Source organism: Pseudaeromonas sp. HNCC25DJ180, assembly GCF_055413345.1.
On sequence record NZ_JBVAYF010000007.1, the window covers coordinates 36,791 to 51,551 of the forward strand.

At 55.9% G+C, this 14,761-nt stretch carries 12 protein-coding genes; 7 read left to right on the forward strand and 5 right to left on the reverse strand.

What is annotated here, in order from left to right; translation table 11 throughout:
- Window positions 1–16: 16 nt before the first annotated feature.
- Both ACZYTD_RS07835 and ACZYTD_RS07840 read left to right on the forward strand, forming a co-directional pair.
- A complete protein-coding gene (locus ACZYTD_RS07835; RefSeq protein ID WP_463890991.1) occupies window positions 17–403 on the forward strand; it encodes a DUF2703 domain-containing protein in 387 nt (128 codons plus the stop codon).
- Between the two features lie 19 nt (window positions 404–422).
- Window positions 423–1,793 (forward strand): permease, encoded by a 1,371-nt coding sequence (locus ACZYTD_RS07840; protein ID WP_463890994.1) that lies wholly within the window; start codon window positions 423–425, stop codon window positions 1,791–1,793.
- A 27-nt stretch (window positions 1,794–1,820) separates the two neighbouring features.
- Here ACZYTD_RS07840 and ACZYTD_RS07845 read toward each other — a convergent pair whose 3' ends face one another.
- Together ACZYTD_RS07845 and ACZYTD_RS07850 are read right to left on the reverse strand one after the other, a co-directional pair.
- Window positions 1,821–2,081 carry a zinc ribbon domain-containing protein gene (locus ACZYTD_RS07845; RefSeq protein WP_463890997.1) on the reverse strand — a complete coding sequence of 87 codons (261 nt, stop codon included), beginning with the start codon at window positions 2,079–2,081 and terminating at the stop codon, window positions 1,821–1,823.
- A 216-nt stretch (window positions 2,082–2,297) separates the two neighbouring features.
- Window positions 2,298–3,596 carry a tyrosine-type recombinase/integrase gene (locus ACZYTD_RS07850; RefSeq protein ID WP_463890999.1) on the reverse strand — a complete coding sequence of 433 codons (1,299 nt, stop codon included), beginning with the start codon at window positions 3,594–3,596 and terminating at the stop codon, window positions 2,298–2,300.
- Window positions 3,597–3,898: 302 nt separating this feature from the next.
- On the opposite strand from ACZYTD_RS07850, the gene ACZYTD_RS07855 reads away from it, so the two are divergent.
- Window positions 3,899–7,090 (forward strand): diguanylate cyclase, encoded by a 3,192-nt coding sequence (locus tag ACZYTD_RS07855; protein WP_463891002.1) that lies wholly within the window; start codon window positions 3,899–3,901, stop codon window positions 7,088–7,090.
- Between the two features lie 94 nt (window positions 7,091–7,184).
- A complete protein-coding gene (gene queE / locus ACZYTD_RS07860; protein WP_463891004.1) occupies window positions 7,185–7,871 on the forward strand; it encodes a 7-carboxy-7-deazaguanine synthase QueE in 687 nt (228 codons plus the stop codon).
- 72 nt (window positions 7,872–7,943) lie between these two features.
- On the opposite strand, the gene ACZYTD_RS07865 is transcribed toward queE, so the two are convergent.
- Entirely contained in the window at window positions 7,944–9,605 is a 1,662-nt protein-coding gene (locus ACZYTD_RS07865; protein ID WP_463891006.1) for a putative transporter, read from the reverse strand.
- Between the two features lie 594 nt (window positions 9,606–10,199).
- Here ACZYTD_RS07865 and ACZYTD_RS07870 point away from each other — a divergent pair.
- From ACZYTD_RS07870 to ACZYTD_RS07880, 3 genes are all read left to right on the forward strand, one after another.
- Window positions 10,200–10,508, forward strand: a complete 309-nt coding sequence (locus ACZYTD_RS07870; RefSeq protein ID WP_463891009.1) for a YkgJ family cysteine cluster protein — start codon at window positions 10,200–10,202, stop codon at window positions 10,506–10,508.
- Between the two features lie 112 nt (window positions 10,509–10,620).
- Window positions 10,621–11,211 (forward strand): GDSL-type esterase/lipase family protein, encoded by a 591-nt coding sequence (locus ACZYTD_RS07875; protein WP_463891012.1) that lies wholly within the window; start codon window positions 10,621–10,623, stop codon window positions 11,209–11,211.
- A gap of 72 nt (window positions 11,212–11,283) precedes the next feature.
- On the forward strand, window positions 11,284–11,928 hold the full coding sequence (locus ACZYTD_RS07880; RefSeq protein WP_463891015.1) for an MBL fold metallo-hydrolase: 645 nt from the start codon (window positions 11,284–11,286) through the stop codon (window positions 11,926–11,928).
- Between the two features lie 69 nt (window positions 11,929–11,997).
- Here the strand turns inward: ACZYTD_RS07880 and secF are convergent, their stop codons facing one another.
- Together secF and secD are read right to left on the reverse strand one after the other, a co-directional pair.
- Window positions 11,998–12,918 (reverse strand): protein translocase subunit SecF, encoded by a 921-nt coding sequence (gene secF / locus ACZYTD_RS07885; protein WP_463891017.1) that lies wholly within the window; start codon window positions 12,916–12,918, stop codon window positions 11,998–12,000.
- Window positions 12,919–12,920: 2 nt separating this feature from the next.
- Window positions 12,921–14,720: a protein translocase subunit SecD gene (gene secD / locus ACZYTD_RS07890; protein ID WP_463891020.1), complete on the reverse strand. Its 1,800-nt coding sequence runs from the start codon at window positions 14,718–14,720 to the stop codon at window positions 12,921–12,923.
- Window positions 14,721–14,761 lie beyond the last annotated feature (41 nt).

The window sequence follows — 14,761 nt, forward strand, 5'->3', positions numbered from 1 at the left end:
CGCTTTAGGAGGCGTTATGCAAACCCTAGTGATTCTCTGGCAACGACTACTCAGCTTGCAGGGGCAGACCTGTGATCGCTGTGCCGCGACCGAACTTGCCTTACAACAGGCGCTCGAGACCCTGCAACAGGTAGTGGCACCGCTACAGATGCAGGTGGTGTTGCACCGTCAGGCCCTGACCCTGGAGCAGTTTAACCAGGATCCGGGAGCCTCCAACCGGATCTGGATCGCCGACAAACCGCTCGAGGAGTGGCTAGGTGCCAGCACCGGCTCGAGCCTTTGTTGTTCGGTCTGTGGGGATGCTCAGTGCCGCACCTTGGAATGCAACCACCAGAGTTACGAGGCCATCCCCCCGGAATTGATCATCAAGGCCGGTTTGCTGGCCGCAGCCCAACAGCTATGACGGCTTAGACGGAGGATCTATGGAGTGGATTGTCGCAATACCCCATCTGCTATCAAGCGGTGTGGGGAACCTGGCCTCCTACCTGGCAGCTCATGTGTTGTTGTGCCTGTTACCGGCATTTTATATTGCCGGAGCCATGACCGCCCTGATCCCCAAGCCGGTGATCACCCGATTCCTGGGGCGTAATCGCCCACGCTACATCTCCTATCCCGCCGCCGCGCTGGCTGGGTCAGTGCTCGCCGTCTGCTCTTGCACCATAGTGCCGCTATTTGCCGGTATCTATAAGAAGGGGGCTGGCTTAGGACCGGCCATCACATTTCTATTCTTTGCTCCGGCAGCCAATGTGTTGGCACTGATCTATACCGGAGGCATCCTGGGCCCAGATCTAGCCATAGCCCGACTGGTGTTATCCCTGCTCTTCGGGATCAGCATTGGCATCTTGATGGCCGCGATATTCTGGCGCGACGACCAGGCCCATGACGAACAAACCGATCTGCTCTTTGCCGGTGAAGGCCGTATGCAGCCCGCCGCATTGGCCTTTTTGCTGCTGCTCATCACTCTGCTGCTTTGCGGTACCTTGAAAGTGGCCTTGCTCACGACCACCTATTGGAGTGTGACTATCCCCTGGGGCGGCGTCGATCAGTTACAGAGCCAGCTTGCGCAACTGATACCCTTTGATCCGCGCCGGGGCACAGAAGGGCTATCAGCCCAAGGGGCGTTACTCATACTGCTACTCGGGCTGGTTGGTCTGGCCTCATGGCGGGGGATTGAGAACATCTTTGAAGGCTGGAATCGCTGGACCACCGGCTCCCTGCTGCTACTTGGCCTCACGTTAGTGATGGCGGCGGTGGGGATTCAACCCAATGCTCACAGCGTGGAGCTGTTGATCAATGGTCGTGCGCTCGGGGTTTTCACGGCATTTATCCTCCTGGCCTGGCTGCTCAAATACCATCTCCCAGAAGAGCAGCAATGCAACTTCCTCTGGGAATCCTGGAAATTCGTCAAACAGATATTCCCGCTGCTGATCATCGGGGTATTTCTGGTGGGGATCCTGCGGGAGCTGATCAAGCCTGAGTGGATCGAAGCGGTTGCCGGTAACAATACGCTGTCAGGTAATCTGGCTGGTGTCGCTTTTGGCGTATTTATGTATTTTCCGACGTTGGTCGAAGTGCCGATCGCCCAGATGTTCCTGAGCCTGGGCATGCATCGTGGCCCGCTGCTGGCCTACCTGATGGCCGATCCCGAGCTCAGCTTGCAGAGCATCCTCATCACAGCTGCCATCATAGGCCATCTCAAGACCTGGACCTATGTCGCCTGGGTCGCCCTGTTCAGCACGCTGGCCGGGCTCTTGTATGGCTTCTGGATCGATGGCGTATTGTGGCTTGGTTGATAAAAACCGACAGGCTTACGAAGAACCCTATGATGCCGTCCCCGAACCTTCGGTATCGCCTGAAACCTGGGTAAGCCTGAACTCGACTTGCCGCTTGGACATCAGTGAATTGCAGTGGTTACAGAAAAAATTGATGGCACAGCACTGTAATTTTTCCAGCTCTGAGTGACAGGTCGGGCAATAACCAACGATTTGGAATGTCTTCCCACAACGCGGACAAGCACTCGGGCTGTATCGAGGATCAATAGCCTCCAGATGACAGGCCGGACAACTAATGAAGAAGGTCATCTTCTCTCCTTACTGCAACACGCAACCTTTCGAGAAATCCCTAATCCAAGTGTAGCGAGAATCCCAATGCATCTAGGTAAAACCGTTTCGAGCTGTCATCCGCCAGCGCTCACTCCCCCACAGTGAGCACAGAGTCTATCCCCATAGCGGGAGGCAGTCGCCTCCCCTTGGCTTATTGGGCGCAGTAGATATCACCAACAACAGCCGTGTCAGGGGTTACCCCACCCCCTTGAGTCGATCCAGCGGTTTGCGGGCCGCCGACTCATGGCGCTCTACCCGGCTGGTATGCAGATACTGAGAGGTGGTGTCGATACTGTCATGGCCGGCATCCGCCTGAACATGGGATAACGGGCGGCCATTGAGGTTGATGTCATGGCTAATGCCGGTGTGACGAATGCTATGGGGAGTCATGTTCCGCATCTCCTGGGCATCCAGATCGAAACCATCGGCCAACGCGGCATCCGCCGCCAGCTCGAATAACCCGTAGATCATCTCACGTAACTGACGAATCCCCAGATTGGCATTAAGCAGCCCACTCTGACGACCCCGACCAGCCGGTCGATGCCGAATAAACAGCGGGTTGTTTTCTCCTGAACTGGGTAACCGGCTCAGACCAAGGTGGCCGCGATAACGCTCCAGTGCCGCCAGCAATTGATCTGAGACCGCCACCGTTCGCCGCTTCCCCCCTTTGCTCAGTGGAATGTGAAATCCCCAGACCCCACTCTTTTGATCGCGCCGAAATTGCCCCATGACAGGGGAAAAGCCAGGCCTGGCCGCGACTTCGGAAATGCGCAGATAGCAGCCATACATCAGGCTGAGTAAAAACAGCGACCGCTCATGCTGCTCCGGATCGGTATCGGCTAATTTCTCAACGGTCGTCATAACATAAGACCATTGCAGCTCACTGAATGACGCCATGACCTCATCCCAATCCCCCGCTTGTTGGATCACAGGAGTAGCGTGGCCCGCTTTCATCAACATGATCGCCGGATTACGCTCGGTATACTCTTCGGCAATCAGGTAGTGATAAAACGCCGAAAGGATCGCCAGCTTGGTCTGTAGTGAATTGTCGTTCAACTGATAGGGCTGTATCTCCCCTAGCTGTTTTTTACCTAAAAATGGTCGCCAGGCCGGGTTGGCCATGCGCTCACCGCCCGCCTTTTCGTTCCGAAATTGCGCCACATTGTGGTAAGCGATCAGCTCTGAAGGGGGATGCTGGCAATAGTCAAAATATCGGACCAAGACCCGCCGACTGACCGCCGCCAGCGAGACCTGCTCTACATCGAAGCACCAGTGCAAAAATGTGGTTAATTCGCTGCGATAGCTCTTGTAGTTATTTTCCCTATGTCGCTGCTCAGACAACCAAGCAACGGCATATTCGTAGACCAGTGCCGCATCAGGAACAACATTGAGTGTTATGTTAGTAATGTGCTGATTAACTTGATGATTTCCATCTTCTAACAGATGAATGGCATCAAAGAGTGGCATGACGGGTGGCATCGACTCGAGCGACATCAATAATTCCTGCAGGGGTCATCCCTGTTCCTGCTCTCGATAGACATCAGAGCTTGATAAACAATGCGTACGGTTCTCTGGTTACGAGAGTTGGACACAGTCGAAAACAACTGATTATACATACAGTTAATCAGCTAGGGTAGCGACAACGGTTCTGGGCTGGGGAATTCGATCTAGCTCACTGTTAGCGATATTTTTTGTTTTTCATTACCAGGGGTGTGAGCCATTTCCTTTTAAAAACATCTAGTTACTCTATAGGATAGGGATTGGCGAAGCGGAAGCTGAGGCGTTGATAATCCAGAATGCAGACCACTCCCCCCCATTTTGACTCTTGGCTGGAAAAGCGATGGCACCGCAGCTCATCCAGTGCGGATTGTCTGCTCATCCCCTCGCACTCTGACGCCTTGTTCAGGGAGACACTGGAACGTTTCTGTCGTGAGCGCCAGATTTCACCTGTCTGCTGGCAAATGAGCGAGGCCGATCACAGCGAGCCCTACTCCCCACTCCTTCCCATTTTGCGGCAACTATTGCTGCAGCAAGAAGCCAACTGGCCCCATGTGCGAGCCAGACTATCCCAGTGTGGCATTGAACAGGATTTGTTTGAATACTACTTTCGCGGTACCCAAACCCATAGGGATGAGTTTCCCCTGCCCGACGACCTGGATTTTCAGGTCAAGAAAATGGTTGGCCTCATACTGGATCTGCTGGATGCGTTAACCCAGGAGGCCCCCCGTGTCATTCTCATCAGCGGCGTACAATTTGCGGGGTCATCCAGCCTGAATGTACTGCGGCAATTGCTGAGCGCATCCCGGCCTGGCCATTTTTTACTGGTATTGGGGCTGAACCCGGATCATCAGCATGAAGAGGAACATAGGCAATCCGAATGGGAAGCCTGGCTGGAGTTTGCTGAAGACAGCGCCATCATCTTTCCGCAACCCCTGACCGGAGTGGCGGCCAAGGCTCCTCACTGGCCCAGACTCGAGATAGAGCCCAATCAGTGCCCGTTGGCCAAGAGTTCACGTGCCGAGCAACTCCTCAATATGCTCTGTTTCACCGAAGCCATAGCGCTGGCTCGCTCGGCCATCATCCAGTTGCCCACGGAAACAGAGGCGCCCTCACCCCTGTATGCCCGCCTGCTGGTGTGCCTGGGTAAGGCTCTGCTACTGGTGGGTGAACACGACGAAGCCGTCGCCACTTTTGATAAAATCATAGCGCTGTTTCAAAACACAGCGCATACGGTGCAGCTGAGTCTCGGATACCGGGAGTTGGCCATGGCCCACATCTTTCGTTCCGATTTTGACTCCGCCCAGCACTGCGCCCAGTTAGCGGTCAAGTTGAGCCGCCAGGAGGCCAACGACAAGGAGTATACCCTCGCCCTGCTGGTACACTTCATCGCATGCGATAAGGCCAATACCCATTTCCGCCTGAAAAAATTACAGAATCTGCGCACTCTGCTGGAGCAACATCAGCTCATCGCCGGGCAGATTTACCTTCTGCGCAATCTGTTTGCCCAACTGCCTTTCGAGCCCGAGCTGGATCATGCCGCTGTGCTGCTTGCCTGCCGCCAGGCTGTGGCACTGGCGCGCCAATATGGTCATACGGTGGATCTGGCGGCGACCTTCCATAGTCGCGCCGTCGTTTTCAATCAACTCCATAAATACACCACGGCACTCCGCTGTTTCCGGATCAGTGAACGTTTGCGGGAAAAACAGGGGGTACCGCGGGAGCTGGCCCGCATTCGCAATGGGATAGGTTTTTTCCTGTGCCAACAGGAGGAGTTTGTTGAAGCGCATCGCTACTATCTGAGTGCCTTGAATATAGTCCTGCAGCTCCATGACTTTTCCGAAGTCACCATCAGCCTCTATAACCTGGGTTGGCTCTATGTCCAGGTGCAGGAGTTTGAGCATGCCAGCCTGGTGCTAAAGAGCCTGCGCGATATGTTGCGCATCCGCGGCTCCACCCATTTCCCTTTCCGCAATATCCATGATGTGCTGCTATTACAAGGCATGATCCACATCCACCAGAGCGAGTGGAGTCGAGCCGAGCAGGATCTGGAGCGCAGTAACAATCTGGAGATTTTGCTTTCTGGTGAGGGGCAGTTCATGCGCCCCCTGCTGAAATCCCTGATTGAGAGCCATCAAAACAACCATGCACGGGCCTTGGCTCTGTTGCAACAGGCCAGCGCAGCCTGTCAGCAGGTTCAGGATGCCAGCGTCCAGCAGCAATTGTTGCTGCATGAAGCCGCCATCCGTATCTATCAGCAACAGCACGACGGTAAAGGCGCTTATGAACACCTGCGACAAGCCGTTCATTTGTGCCGTCATCATGGCTTCCAGGTTGCCGAGCAAAAAATTGTCCAGGCCTGGCAACAGCTCCCGACCAGACTCTCGTTGCCACACTTTAGCTTGCCAGAGCTGGAGTTGAATCAACTGATCTACCAGGTTCAGCAAGAGCAGCGGGTGAATCAACTCTGGTCACAAGTCCGAGAGATGCGGCTGTTGGCCACGCTGCAGCAGTTGGCACACGAACAACACCTGGCGACGCAGCTGGCTGAAGAGACCCTTAGATTGATTTGTGCCCACTTTAATACGCAAGCGGGCCTGGTACTCCTGGGTTCGGGAGCGGCCAGCCATGAATTGGCCCAATACAACCAGGCCGAAGAGCGTTCCATAGAGAGTTCGCGACTCATAGCGTGGCTGCAGACTCAGCACAACCACCCCACCCTCTATTACGGTGACGCAGCGCCTAAGCACCCAACCCATCCCTACTCCTCCATTCTTGTCATTCAATTGTGGGATACCGGCCAGCAGATGGGCGCCATGCTACTGCTGACCTACGCCGATAGCCCTCCGATTGCCAAGGGGGACAAGGAGATACTGCAGTTCATCGGTAACCAACTGAGTAGTCAGCTGATCAACTTACGCCAGCGCGACCAGTTGATCACCATGAGTAATACGGATGTGCTCACCGGATTGTGCAATCGCCACTCTTTGCAGCACACCTTGCTGACCGAGTTGGAGCGGCAAATGCGCTATGGCGATAGTAATACCACCTTGGCCCTGGCCTTTATCGATCTGGATAACTTCAAATATTACAACGATACCTTCGGTCATGGCGCCGGAGATCATGTGCTGTGCTGGTTTGCCGAGTTGCTCCGAACTCAACTTCGCCAGTTTGATATCGCCTGCCGCTGGGGGGGCGATGAATTCGTCCTGATATTTCCCCATACCACGGTCAACGCCGCGATAGTGGCTCTGGCCAGGGTTATCGAGACGCTCAAGGGCGAGCGGGGCTATCAGCAGGCATTGTCCTGTCTGCTGGGACGAACGACGACACTGCCTGAATCGGCTTGGCTGGGCTGCTCCGTGGGGGTAGCTGACTCACGCCAACTTACAAATCCTCGGGATGATGCGGAGTTGCTACGGCTGGCCGATCAGGCGCTTTATCAGGTTAAACGGTCGGGCAAAGGCACTATCCTGGTCTCGGGTCGCTAAGCGCTCGAATTGCTGCTTTTCCCTCGTCCCGGCTTTTGCTAACCTTGCCGCCCCGTAACCTGGCCCCGCCCCCAAGCTAACACTGGATGACATCATGGCACACACTCCTCTCACCTATCCGGTCAATGAGATCTTTCAAAGCATACAGGGTGAGGGATTCTTTACCGGCGTACCCGCCATCTTCATTCGTCTGCAAGGCTGTCCTGTGGGCTGCCCTTGGTGCGACACCCGGCATACCTGGGTGGTCGATCCACAGCAGCAAGTTCCTGCCGCACAAGTGCTGGATCGCTCCAATGCCTCCTCCTGCTGGGCCCCCATGACGGCCGAGGCCATGCTCAAAGCATTTCGTCAGTTGGGCTACCAGGCCCGCCATATAGTGCTGACCGGCGGTGAGCCCTGTCTCTATGATCTGCGCGAACTGACCCGCGCCCTGCTGGAGCAAGGCTACCAGATCCAGATTGAAACCAGTGGCACCCATGAGATCCAGGCTGATTCCAGCTGCTGGGTCACCCTTTCCCCAAAGTTGGAGATGAAGGGCGGATATGAGGTACTGGACAGTGCGTTGACCCGAGCCAACGAGATCAAGCATCCCGTGGCCATGGAAAAACATATTGCACAACTGGATGGGCTACTGGCGCGCTGTCATCAGGGCAAGGGGAAGATCATCGCCCTGCAACCTATCAGTCAGCAACCTCGCGCCACGGCACTGGCCCTGAAAGTCTGCCTGGAGCGCAACTGGCGCCTCTCGGTGCAGTTGCACAAGTACCTGGCCGTCGACTAAACCTGCCGCTAAAAGCCAAGGGCCACATCCTGGATGTGGCCCTTGGCTATTTGGCTATTTTGGTTAGAGGCTTCAACTGCCCACCCAGAGCAGGATTGCCAGTAACTGGGGGGAGAGAATCCGCAAAAACATCACCAGCGGATAGACGGTGGCATAAGAGAGCGCCGACGCCTCACTATTGGTGTGCAAGGCATTGGCAAAGGCCAAAGCGGGCGGATCCGTCATGGAGCCAGCCAGCAGGCCGCATAGCGTCAGGTAATTCATCTTGGCAAATACGCGGGCCAGAATGCCCACCGTCAGCAACGGGATCAGCGTGATCAGGATGCCATAGCCCATCCAGCTGAGACCGTCCCCCTCCACCAAGGTGTCAACGAAGCGTCCCCCAGAGAGCAGCCCCACCACAGAGAGAAACAGTACTATGCCCAGCTCGCGCAGCGCCAGGTTGGCGCTCGGCGGCATAAACCAATACAGATGACCAATGCTGCCAATGCGCGAGAGGAGGAGTGCTACCACCAAGGGGCCGCCGGCGAGACCTAACTTCAGGGCAGCCGGGAAACCAGGTATGTAAAACGGCACCGAGCCTAACAACACCCCCAAGCCGATACCGATGAACACCGGCAGCATCTGGACTTGTTGTAATTTTTGTTGGGCATTACCCACTATGCTGCTGACCGACTCTATGGCTTCTGGGCGCCCTACCAGGTTGAGAATATCGCCAAACTGCAGGGTAGAGTGGTTACCTGGCACCAGTTCAACCCCGGCCCGGTTGAGACGGGAGACCACCACATCATATTTCTCCTTCAACTCCAGCTCCTGGATCGACTTGCCCAGTACCTGCTCGTTGGTCACCACCACCCGTACTACCCGCAAATCTGTGCCCTGGGTCGAGAGTGACGTTTCCACTTCCTCCCCGATCACCAGTTGCACCCGCTTCAACACACTGGCTTCCCCCACCAGATGCAGCAGATCGTTTAACTGCACGCGGGTGGTGGCTCGAGGCACCATCAGGGCTTCCCCACGCTTGAGTCTGGAGCAGACGACCTGACCATCTTCCAGGTTGGGGATCTCCTGCAACATGAGGCCATCAAGATTAGGATTGCGAATGGCGATGTTGACCGTGTGCAGGTTACTGCGGCGCTGACCACTCTGCTGTTCAAAATCTCGCGCCTCGCGCTCGATATTGATGCGAAAGAAGAGCCGCACCAACCACATGGTGAGCAAAATGCCACAGATACCGAAGGGATAGGCCACCGCATAGCCCATGCCCATGGTGCCAACCTGTTCAGCCGGCGCCCCTAACTCCGCCAGGATCTGCTGGCCCGCCCCCAGAGAGGGGGTATTGGTGACGGCCCCCGAATAGGTGCCGAGAATGGCGGGTAACGGGACATCAAACAGCTTGTATAAGATAAAGGCGACGACAAACCCCATCACCACCAACAGGGCGGCAAAGGCATTGAGTTTCAAGCCTGAGGTACGCAACGACGAAAAAAACCCCGGCCCGACCTGGATGCCTATGGTGTAGACAAACAGGATCAAGCCAAACTCCTGGATGAAGTGCAGGGTATGGGTGTCCAGTTGCAGGTTATAGCGACCCACGAAGTGGCCGATTATGATGCCACCGAACAGCACACCGCCAATGCCCAACCCCACCCCGTAGATACGCCAGGAACCAATCCATAACCCCAAGACGGCAACCAGTGCCAATAGGCTGGTTGATAATGCGACATCACTCATGATTCATCCCTTATCAGGTTAAGGCGAACAGACCACAGCAGAGACCACCCTGAATGACCTCATTAATATCTAGGCTAGCAGTCACCTCGGCCGACAACTGGGCTTTAATACACAGATTACAAGGGTAAGGGGTGTCAATCGTCACAGAGCAATTCATTATTGCCAGCTGACGCTGTGGGGATCCGGCCAATATTGGCGTATGCTATTAGCATGGTGCTGTATAAGCCCCATGCTCCTGAACAATCAGCTGGGAGTGAGTAACACGACATCCGGTTCAGATACTCTCTGAATCAATCAGCCACTGAGCAGGCTCAGCCGATCAGTCGCGACCTTGTGTTGACCGACCGACGTTTGCTCATACCGGAGCAACATGATGAGTAAGGCACACCACGCAACACGCGAAGATAAGAAAAAACCAACCCGTTCATTTAAAGAAAAACGTGCAGAAAAGCGTCATAAGGACGACCCAAAATCTGCCGTAGCAAATTTAAACTGACGAATTGGTCTATACGTCTTAAGGCCGCTACGGCGGCCTCTACTCTTTTCTTGGCCAGCCGCAACACTGAGTCAGGACGTTACCCATATAGAGAACTCATGTCACATATCAACAGCGGCACTCCTCCGCTCTCTGCCGAGATCACCTGCGCGAATTGTTCAGCCTGCTGCTGTCGCATGCCCGTGCTGGTGATTTGCGACCCACTGGTACCCGAACGCTTCATCATTGATGATGCCAGTGGCCTCTCTTTCATGGCAAAAGGGGAAGATGGCTGGTGTGTTGCCCTGGATCGCAACACCATGCTCTGTACCATCTATGAGCAAAGACCCCAGATCTGTCGTGATTTTGCCATGGGGGGATATGAGTGCCAGCAGGCACGAGAGGAAGAACGCCCTGACTACGAGTAAACCGCGAAGATTCAGCTTACGCCTGATAACGATTGTATCTGATCCAAATTAAAGACGGGCTCACCACTTCTGACTTAGAGTACCCCTTCTCCTATCCAGCCTGAAAATGACCATGCTGCTCTGTTTTGGCGATTCCAATACCTGGGGCTTCAACCCCGCAGGCGGCCGTTATGCCGCCGATATCCGCTGGCCAAACTGCTTGGCCGCCCTTCTCCACTGCTCGCTACAAGCCGAGGGAAAACCCGGGCGCACCCTGCTGGCTGAACGCCCGGAGCAAGGGCTATGCAGTGGTCTCAGGGAGTGGCAACAGGCACTGGCTCAACAGCCAGAGTTCATAGTGCTCGCGCTGGGGATCAATGATCTGGCGGCCGGCAGCACAGCCCAGCAAGCCGTGGAGACATTGGCTCACTATCTTCAGCTCTGGCAACAACTCAGCCCCGCTAGCCGCCTGGTGCTGCTGACCCCCTCACCTTTGGGTCAGTTGCAAGCTGGGTGGCAGACGCTCTTTGCCGGCACTCAAACCGAAGCACAGCAACTGCCTGCCCTATGGCTGGCCGCCGCTAAGCAGTGGCATCTTCCCGCTGTGGATCCTACCACCCTGTTGCTGAGTTTGCCCGATGGGCTGCACTGGTGTGCCGAGAGCCATGGCCAAGTGGCACAGGCTTTGGCTCATGCCTTTGAACGTAGATCGTTGACCCTATAACACAACTACAGTCCAGGGTCATTGCAAGGTAGAATCCGCCATGACCTCCCTATTTTTTGCTCAGGAACCGCCATGCTCAAGTATCAAATACTTCCCGTGACCCAGTTTATGCAAAACTGCACCCTGCTTTGGTGTGATGAAACCAACGAAGCGGCACTGGTCGATCCGGGCGGCGAAACCCAGCGCCTGCTGGCTGAGGTGAAAAAGCGCGGGCTCACTCTAAAACAGCTACTGCTCACCCACGGTCATCTGGATCATGTGGGCGCGGCCGATGAGTTGCGCCAGCAAAGCGGCGCAGCCATTGTCGGGCCCCAGCAGGCCGATGCCTTCTGGCTGCAAGCCCTGCCCGCCCAATCGGAGATGTTTGGTTTTCCGCTGACCGAAGCCTTCAGCCCGGATCGCTGGTTAAGCGAAGGGGAGCAAGTGCAGATCGGTAACCAGACTCTGCAGGTACTCCACTGCCCAGGTCATACCCCGGGTCATGTGGTGTTTTACAGCCAGGCTAGCAAGCTGGCACTGGTCGGCGATGTATTATTCCAGGGCTCTATCGGCCGCACTGACTTTCCCCAAGGCAACCATGCCGAGCTGCTGCGCTCCATCAATGAGAAGTTGCTCCCCTTGGGCGATGAGATCACCTTTATTCCCGGCCACGGCCCCAACTCCACCTTCGGGCGGGAGCGCCTAAGCAACCCTTTCCTGACCCAACCCATCTGGTAAGCTGATCAGCCTAGCGGATCAAAAAAGGGGCTCATAATGAGCCCCTTTTGCTTGTCGGTCGCACTCCGACTACATCACTTCGACCTCTGAAACAGGGATCTGCTCCTTATCATAGGCGCGGGTCGACAGCCCCAGCAGCTCCTGCACCGTAGAGGCTATGGTGATGGAAGAGAGCGTTCCCACCAGAATGCCCACAAACAGCGTGAAGGAGAAACCATACAGCGCCTCGCCACCAAACAACAGTAGGGCCCCAACCGTGAATAGGGTCGTCCCCGAGGTGATCAGGGTCCGCGTGAAGGTAGCCTTGATGGCCCGATCCGAGCAGGCGTAGATATCGCCACTGGCCTTGGCCCGAAGCAGATCACGCAAGCGATCGGAGATCACTATGCTGTCGTTGAGTGAATAACCTATCACCGCCATCAAACCTGCTATCACATTGAGATCAAACTCGATCTGCAGCAGAGACAATAAACCCAACGCTACCAGGGCATCATGGATCACAGACAACAGCACCCCCATGGCCTGACGCCACTCAAAACGCAGCGCCAGATAGCCCGAAATCGCCAAAGAGGCCACCAGAAGAGCCAGCATCCCCTGCTCAAACAGTTCGGCGCCTACCTGAGGCCCCACCATGGTGGTACGAGAGAGCTCCACCGGCAGAGCCAGCTCCTGGCTCAGCTGCTGAACCAGCTCACTGGCATTGTAGATCAGCTCCTGGGGTGGCAGCTTGATCAGCCACTCACCAGGCATACCCGCCGGTTGCAGCTGGATGAGTTGCGCCAGGGCGGGAGAGAGCATCCCATTGAGTTCGGCGGCAGAGCTTAGTGTCTGGATCTTCATCTCCAGCAGTATGCCACCGGTGAAATCCAACCCCAGATGCAGCCCCTTGGTCGCCAAGATCCAGATGCAAGCCAGGGTTAAAAGGGCCGAAAGAGCCAAACCCAGATAGCGCCAACGCGTCAAACTGATCTGCAATAACTTATTAATCATGATCATACCCTCAACAGCTTGCGGGTACTCTGACCCCAGATTGGATTAATGATGGCGCGGGTACCCCAAATGCCGGTGATCATGCTGGAAAGCAGACCTAGGATCAGCGTAATGGAGAAGCCCTGCAGGGGGCCGGAGCCGATGGCGTAGAGCACTACGGCACAGATCAGGGTGGTGATGTTGGCATCAAAGATAGTGCCAAAGGCCGAGCGATAACCAAAGTCGATGGCATTGGCCAGACTCCCCCCTTCACGCAAGCGATCATGGATACGCTCGAAGATCAGCACATTGGTATCAACCGCCATGCCCACAGTCAGCACCAGACCGGCGATACCGGGAAGCGTCAAGACAGCCCCAGGCAGCAGCGCCAGCAAGCCGACTTGCATCAAGAGATTGGCCACCAGGCCTATGATCGCCACCCAACCAAACTTGCGATACCAGAGCAACATGAAGATCATCATGCCCGCCATGCCAAACAGCAGGGCGCTAAAACCGGCCTCGATATTCTGCATCCCCAGGGTCGGCCCAATGGAGCGCTCCTCCATTATCTTAAGCGGAGCCGTCAGTGCGCCTGCTCGCAACAAGAGGGCCAGCTCCTGAGCTTCACCCAAACTATTGAGCCCTGTGATGCGAAACTGATTACCCAGTGCCGTCTGGATGGTGGCAACATTGATCACTTCACTCTGGGCCTGCAAGGGACCACCCGCCTCACTCAAATATTCGGTGAAGACGGTGGCCATGGCCTGCCCCACATTGCCACGGCTAAATTGGCTCATTTTGGCGCCGCCTAGCCTATCCAGCGTGATGCTGACCTGAGGCTGACCCATCTCCCCCATGCTGGCACGCGCATCGACTATGTGTTCACCGCTGAGTACCGCTTGCCGAACCATGGAGACAGGACGCCCCTGCCGATCCGTAAGGGAGAAGGCATTGGCCGAGGGGGAGCTGGCATCGCGAGCCTGATGGAAAGCCAGCGAAGCGGTGGCCCCTATCACCTCTTTAGCCTGTTTAGGGTTATGTACCCCGGGTAATTCGATGCGGATCCCCTCCTGGCCCTGGCGCTGCACCGAGGCTTCGGTGATACCAAGCTCGTTGATCCGCTTCTTCAATATGGCCAGATTCTGGGTGACCCCATTGTTGATCAGCTGGTTACGTTCCGCCTCGGTCAGGCTCAGGGTTAGCTTGTTGCCGCTACGCTGCAACTTCCACACTTCCGGTTGCCCCCCGGTATGCTGACGCACCTGCTCCAGCCAAGGCCCCAAGTCGTCACTATCGGGAAGGGTGAGCTGAACCTGGCCACTTGGCAGCCGCGTGATGGTCGAGCCACGCAGTTTGGCCTCCCGGAATTGGCTACGCAGGGTATCCATCAGATTGCGGGTTTGCGCCTCTATGATGAAGTCGCTATCGACCCCGATCAGCAGCTGGGAGCCACCGCGCAGATCCAACCCCAACTTGATGGGCGCCGCCCCCAGGCTCTGGATCCAGCCTGGCGCATTGGCATGATACTCCAGGGTGATGCTACTGCCTGGTGGCAGAGCAGACTCCAGTATGGGCTTGGCACGCTGCTGCTCATCCTGGCTGGCAAATACCAGTTGCACCTTGCCTGGGCTGGTAATGACTCTTTGCGGCACTATGCCCTGCTCGGCCAGGCGTTGGGCATCGCTAGCAATCCAGGGTGAGCGCTCTTGCTCCTGGCCAGCATGAAGCCCCAGGGCCGGCTGCTCACCAAAGAAGGTGGGCAAGGAGTAAAAACTGAAGGTAAACAACATCAACAGCAACAGAGCGTATTGCCACCGGCTCATGCGATTTAACCGGGCAACTCGTGGTTTTTTGAATGTCATGG

Bases quoted from the DNA above. Each gene is read 5' to 3' on its own strand.
- ACZYTD_RS07835 (WP_463890991.1), top strand. From the start codon at position 17: ATGCAAACCCTAGTGATTCTCTGGCAACGACTACTCAGCTTGCAGGGG.
- ACZYTD_RS07840 (WP_463890994.1), top strand. From the start codon at position 423: ATGGAGTGGATTGTCGCAATACCCCATCTGCTATCAAGCGGTGTGGGG.
- ACZYTD_RS07845 (WP_463890997.1), bottom strand. From the start codon at position 2,081: ATGACCTTCTTCATTAGTTGTCCGGCCTGTCATCTGGAGGCTATTGAT.
- ACZYTD_RS07850 (WP_463890999.1), bottom strand. From the start codon at position 3,596: ATGTCGCTCGAGTCGATGCCACCCGTCATGCCACTCTTTGATGCCATT.
- ACZYTD_RS07855 (WP_463891002.1), top strand. From the start codon at position 3,899: ATGCAGACCACTCCCCCCCATTTTGACTCTTGGCTGGAAAAGCGATGG.
- queE (WP_463891004.1), top strand. From the start codon at position 7,185: ATGGCACACACTCCTCTCACCTATCCGGTCAATGAGATCTTTCAAAGC.
- ACZYTD_RS07865 (WP_463891006.1), bottom strand. From the start codon at position 9,605: ATGAGTGATGTCGCATTATCAACCAGCCTATTGGCACTGGTTGCCGTC.
- ACZYTD_RS07870 (WP_463891009.1), top strand. From the start codon at position 10,200: ATGTCACATATCAACAGCGGCACTCCTCCGCTCTCTGCCGAGATCACC.
- ACZYTD_RS07875 (WP_463891012.1), top strand. From the start codon at position 10,621: ATGCTGCTCTGTTTTGGCGATTCCAATACCTGGGGCTTCAACCCCGCA.
- ACZYTD_RS07880 (WP_463891015.1), top strand. From the start codon at position 11,284: ATGCTCAAGTATCAAATACTTCCCGTGACCCAGTTTATGCAAAACTGC.
- secF (WP_463891017.1), bottom strand. From the start codon at position 12,918: ATGATTAATAAGTTATTGCAGATCAGTTTGACGCGTTGGCGCTATCTG.
- secD (WP_463891020.1), bottom strand. From the start codon at position 14,720: ATGAGCCGGTGGCAATACGCTCTGTTGCTGTTGATGTTGTTTACCTTC.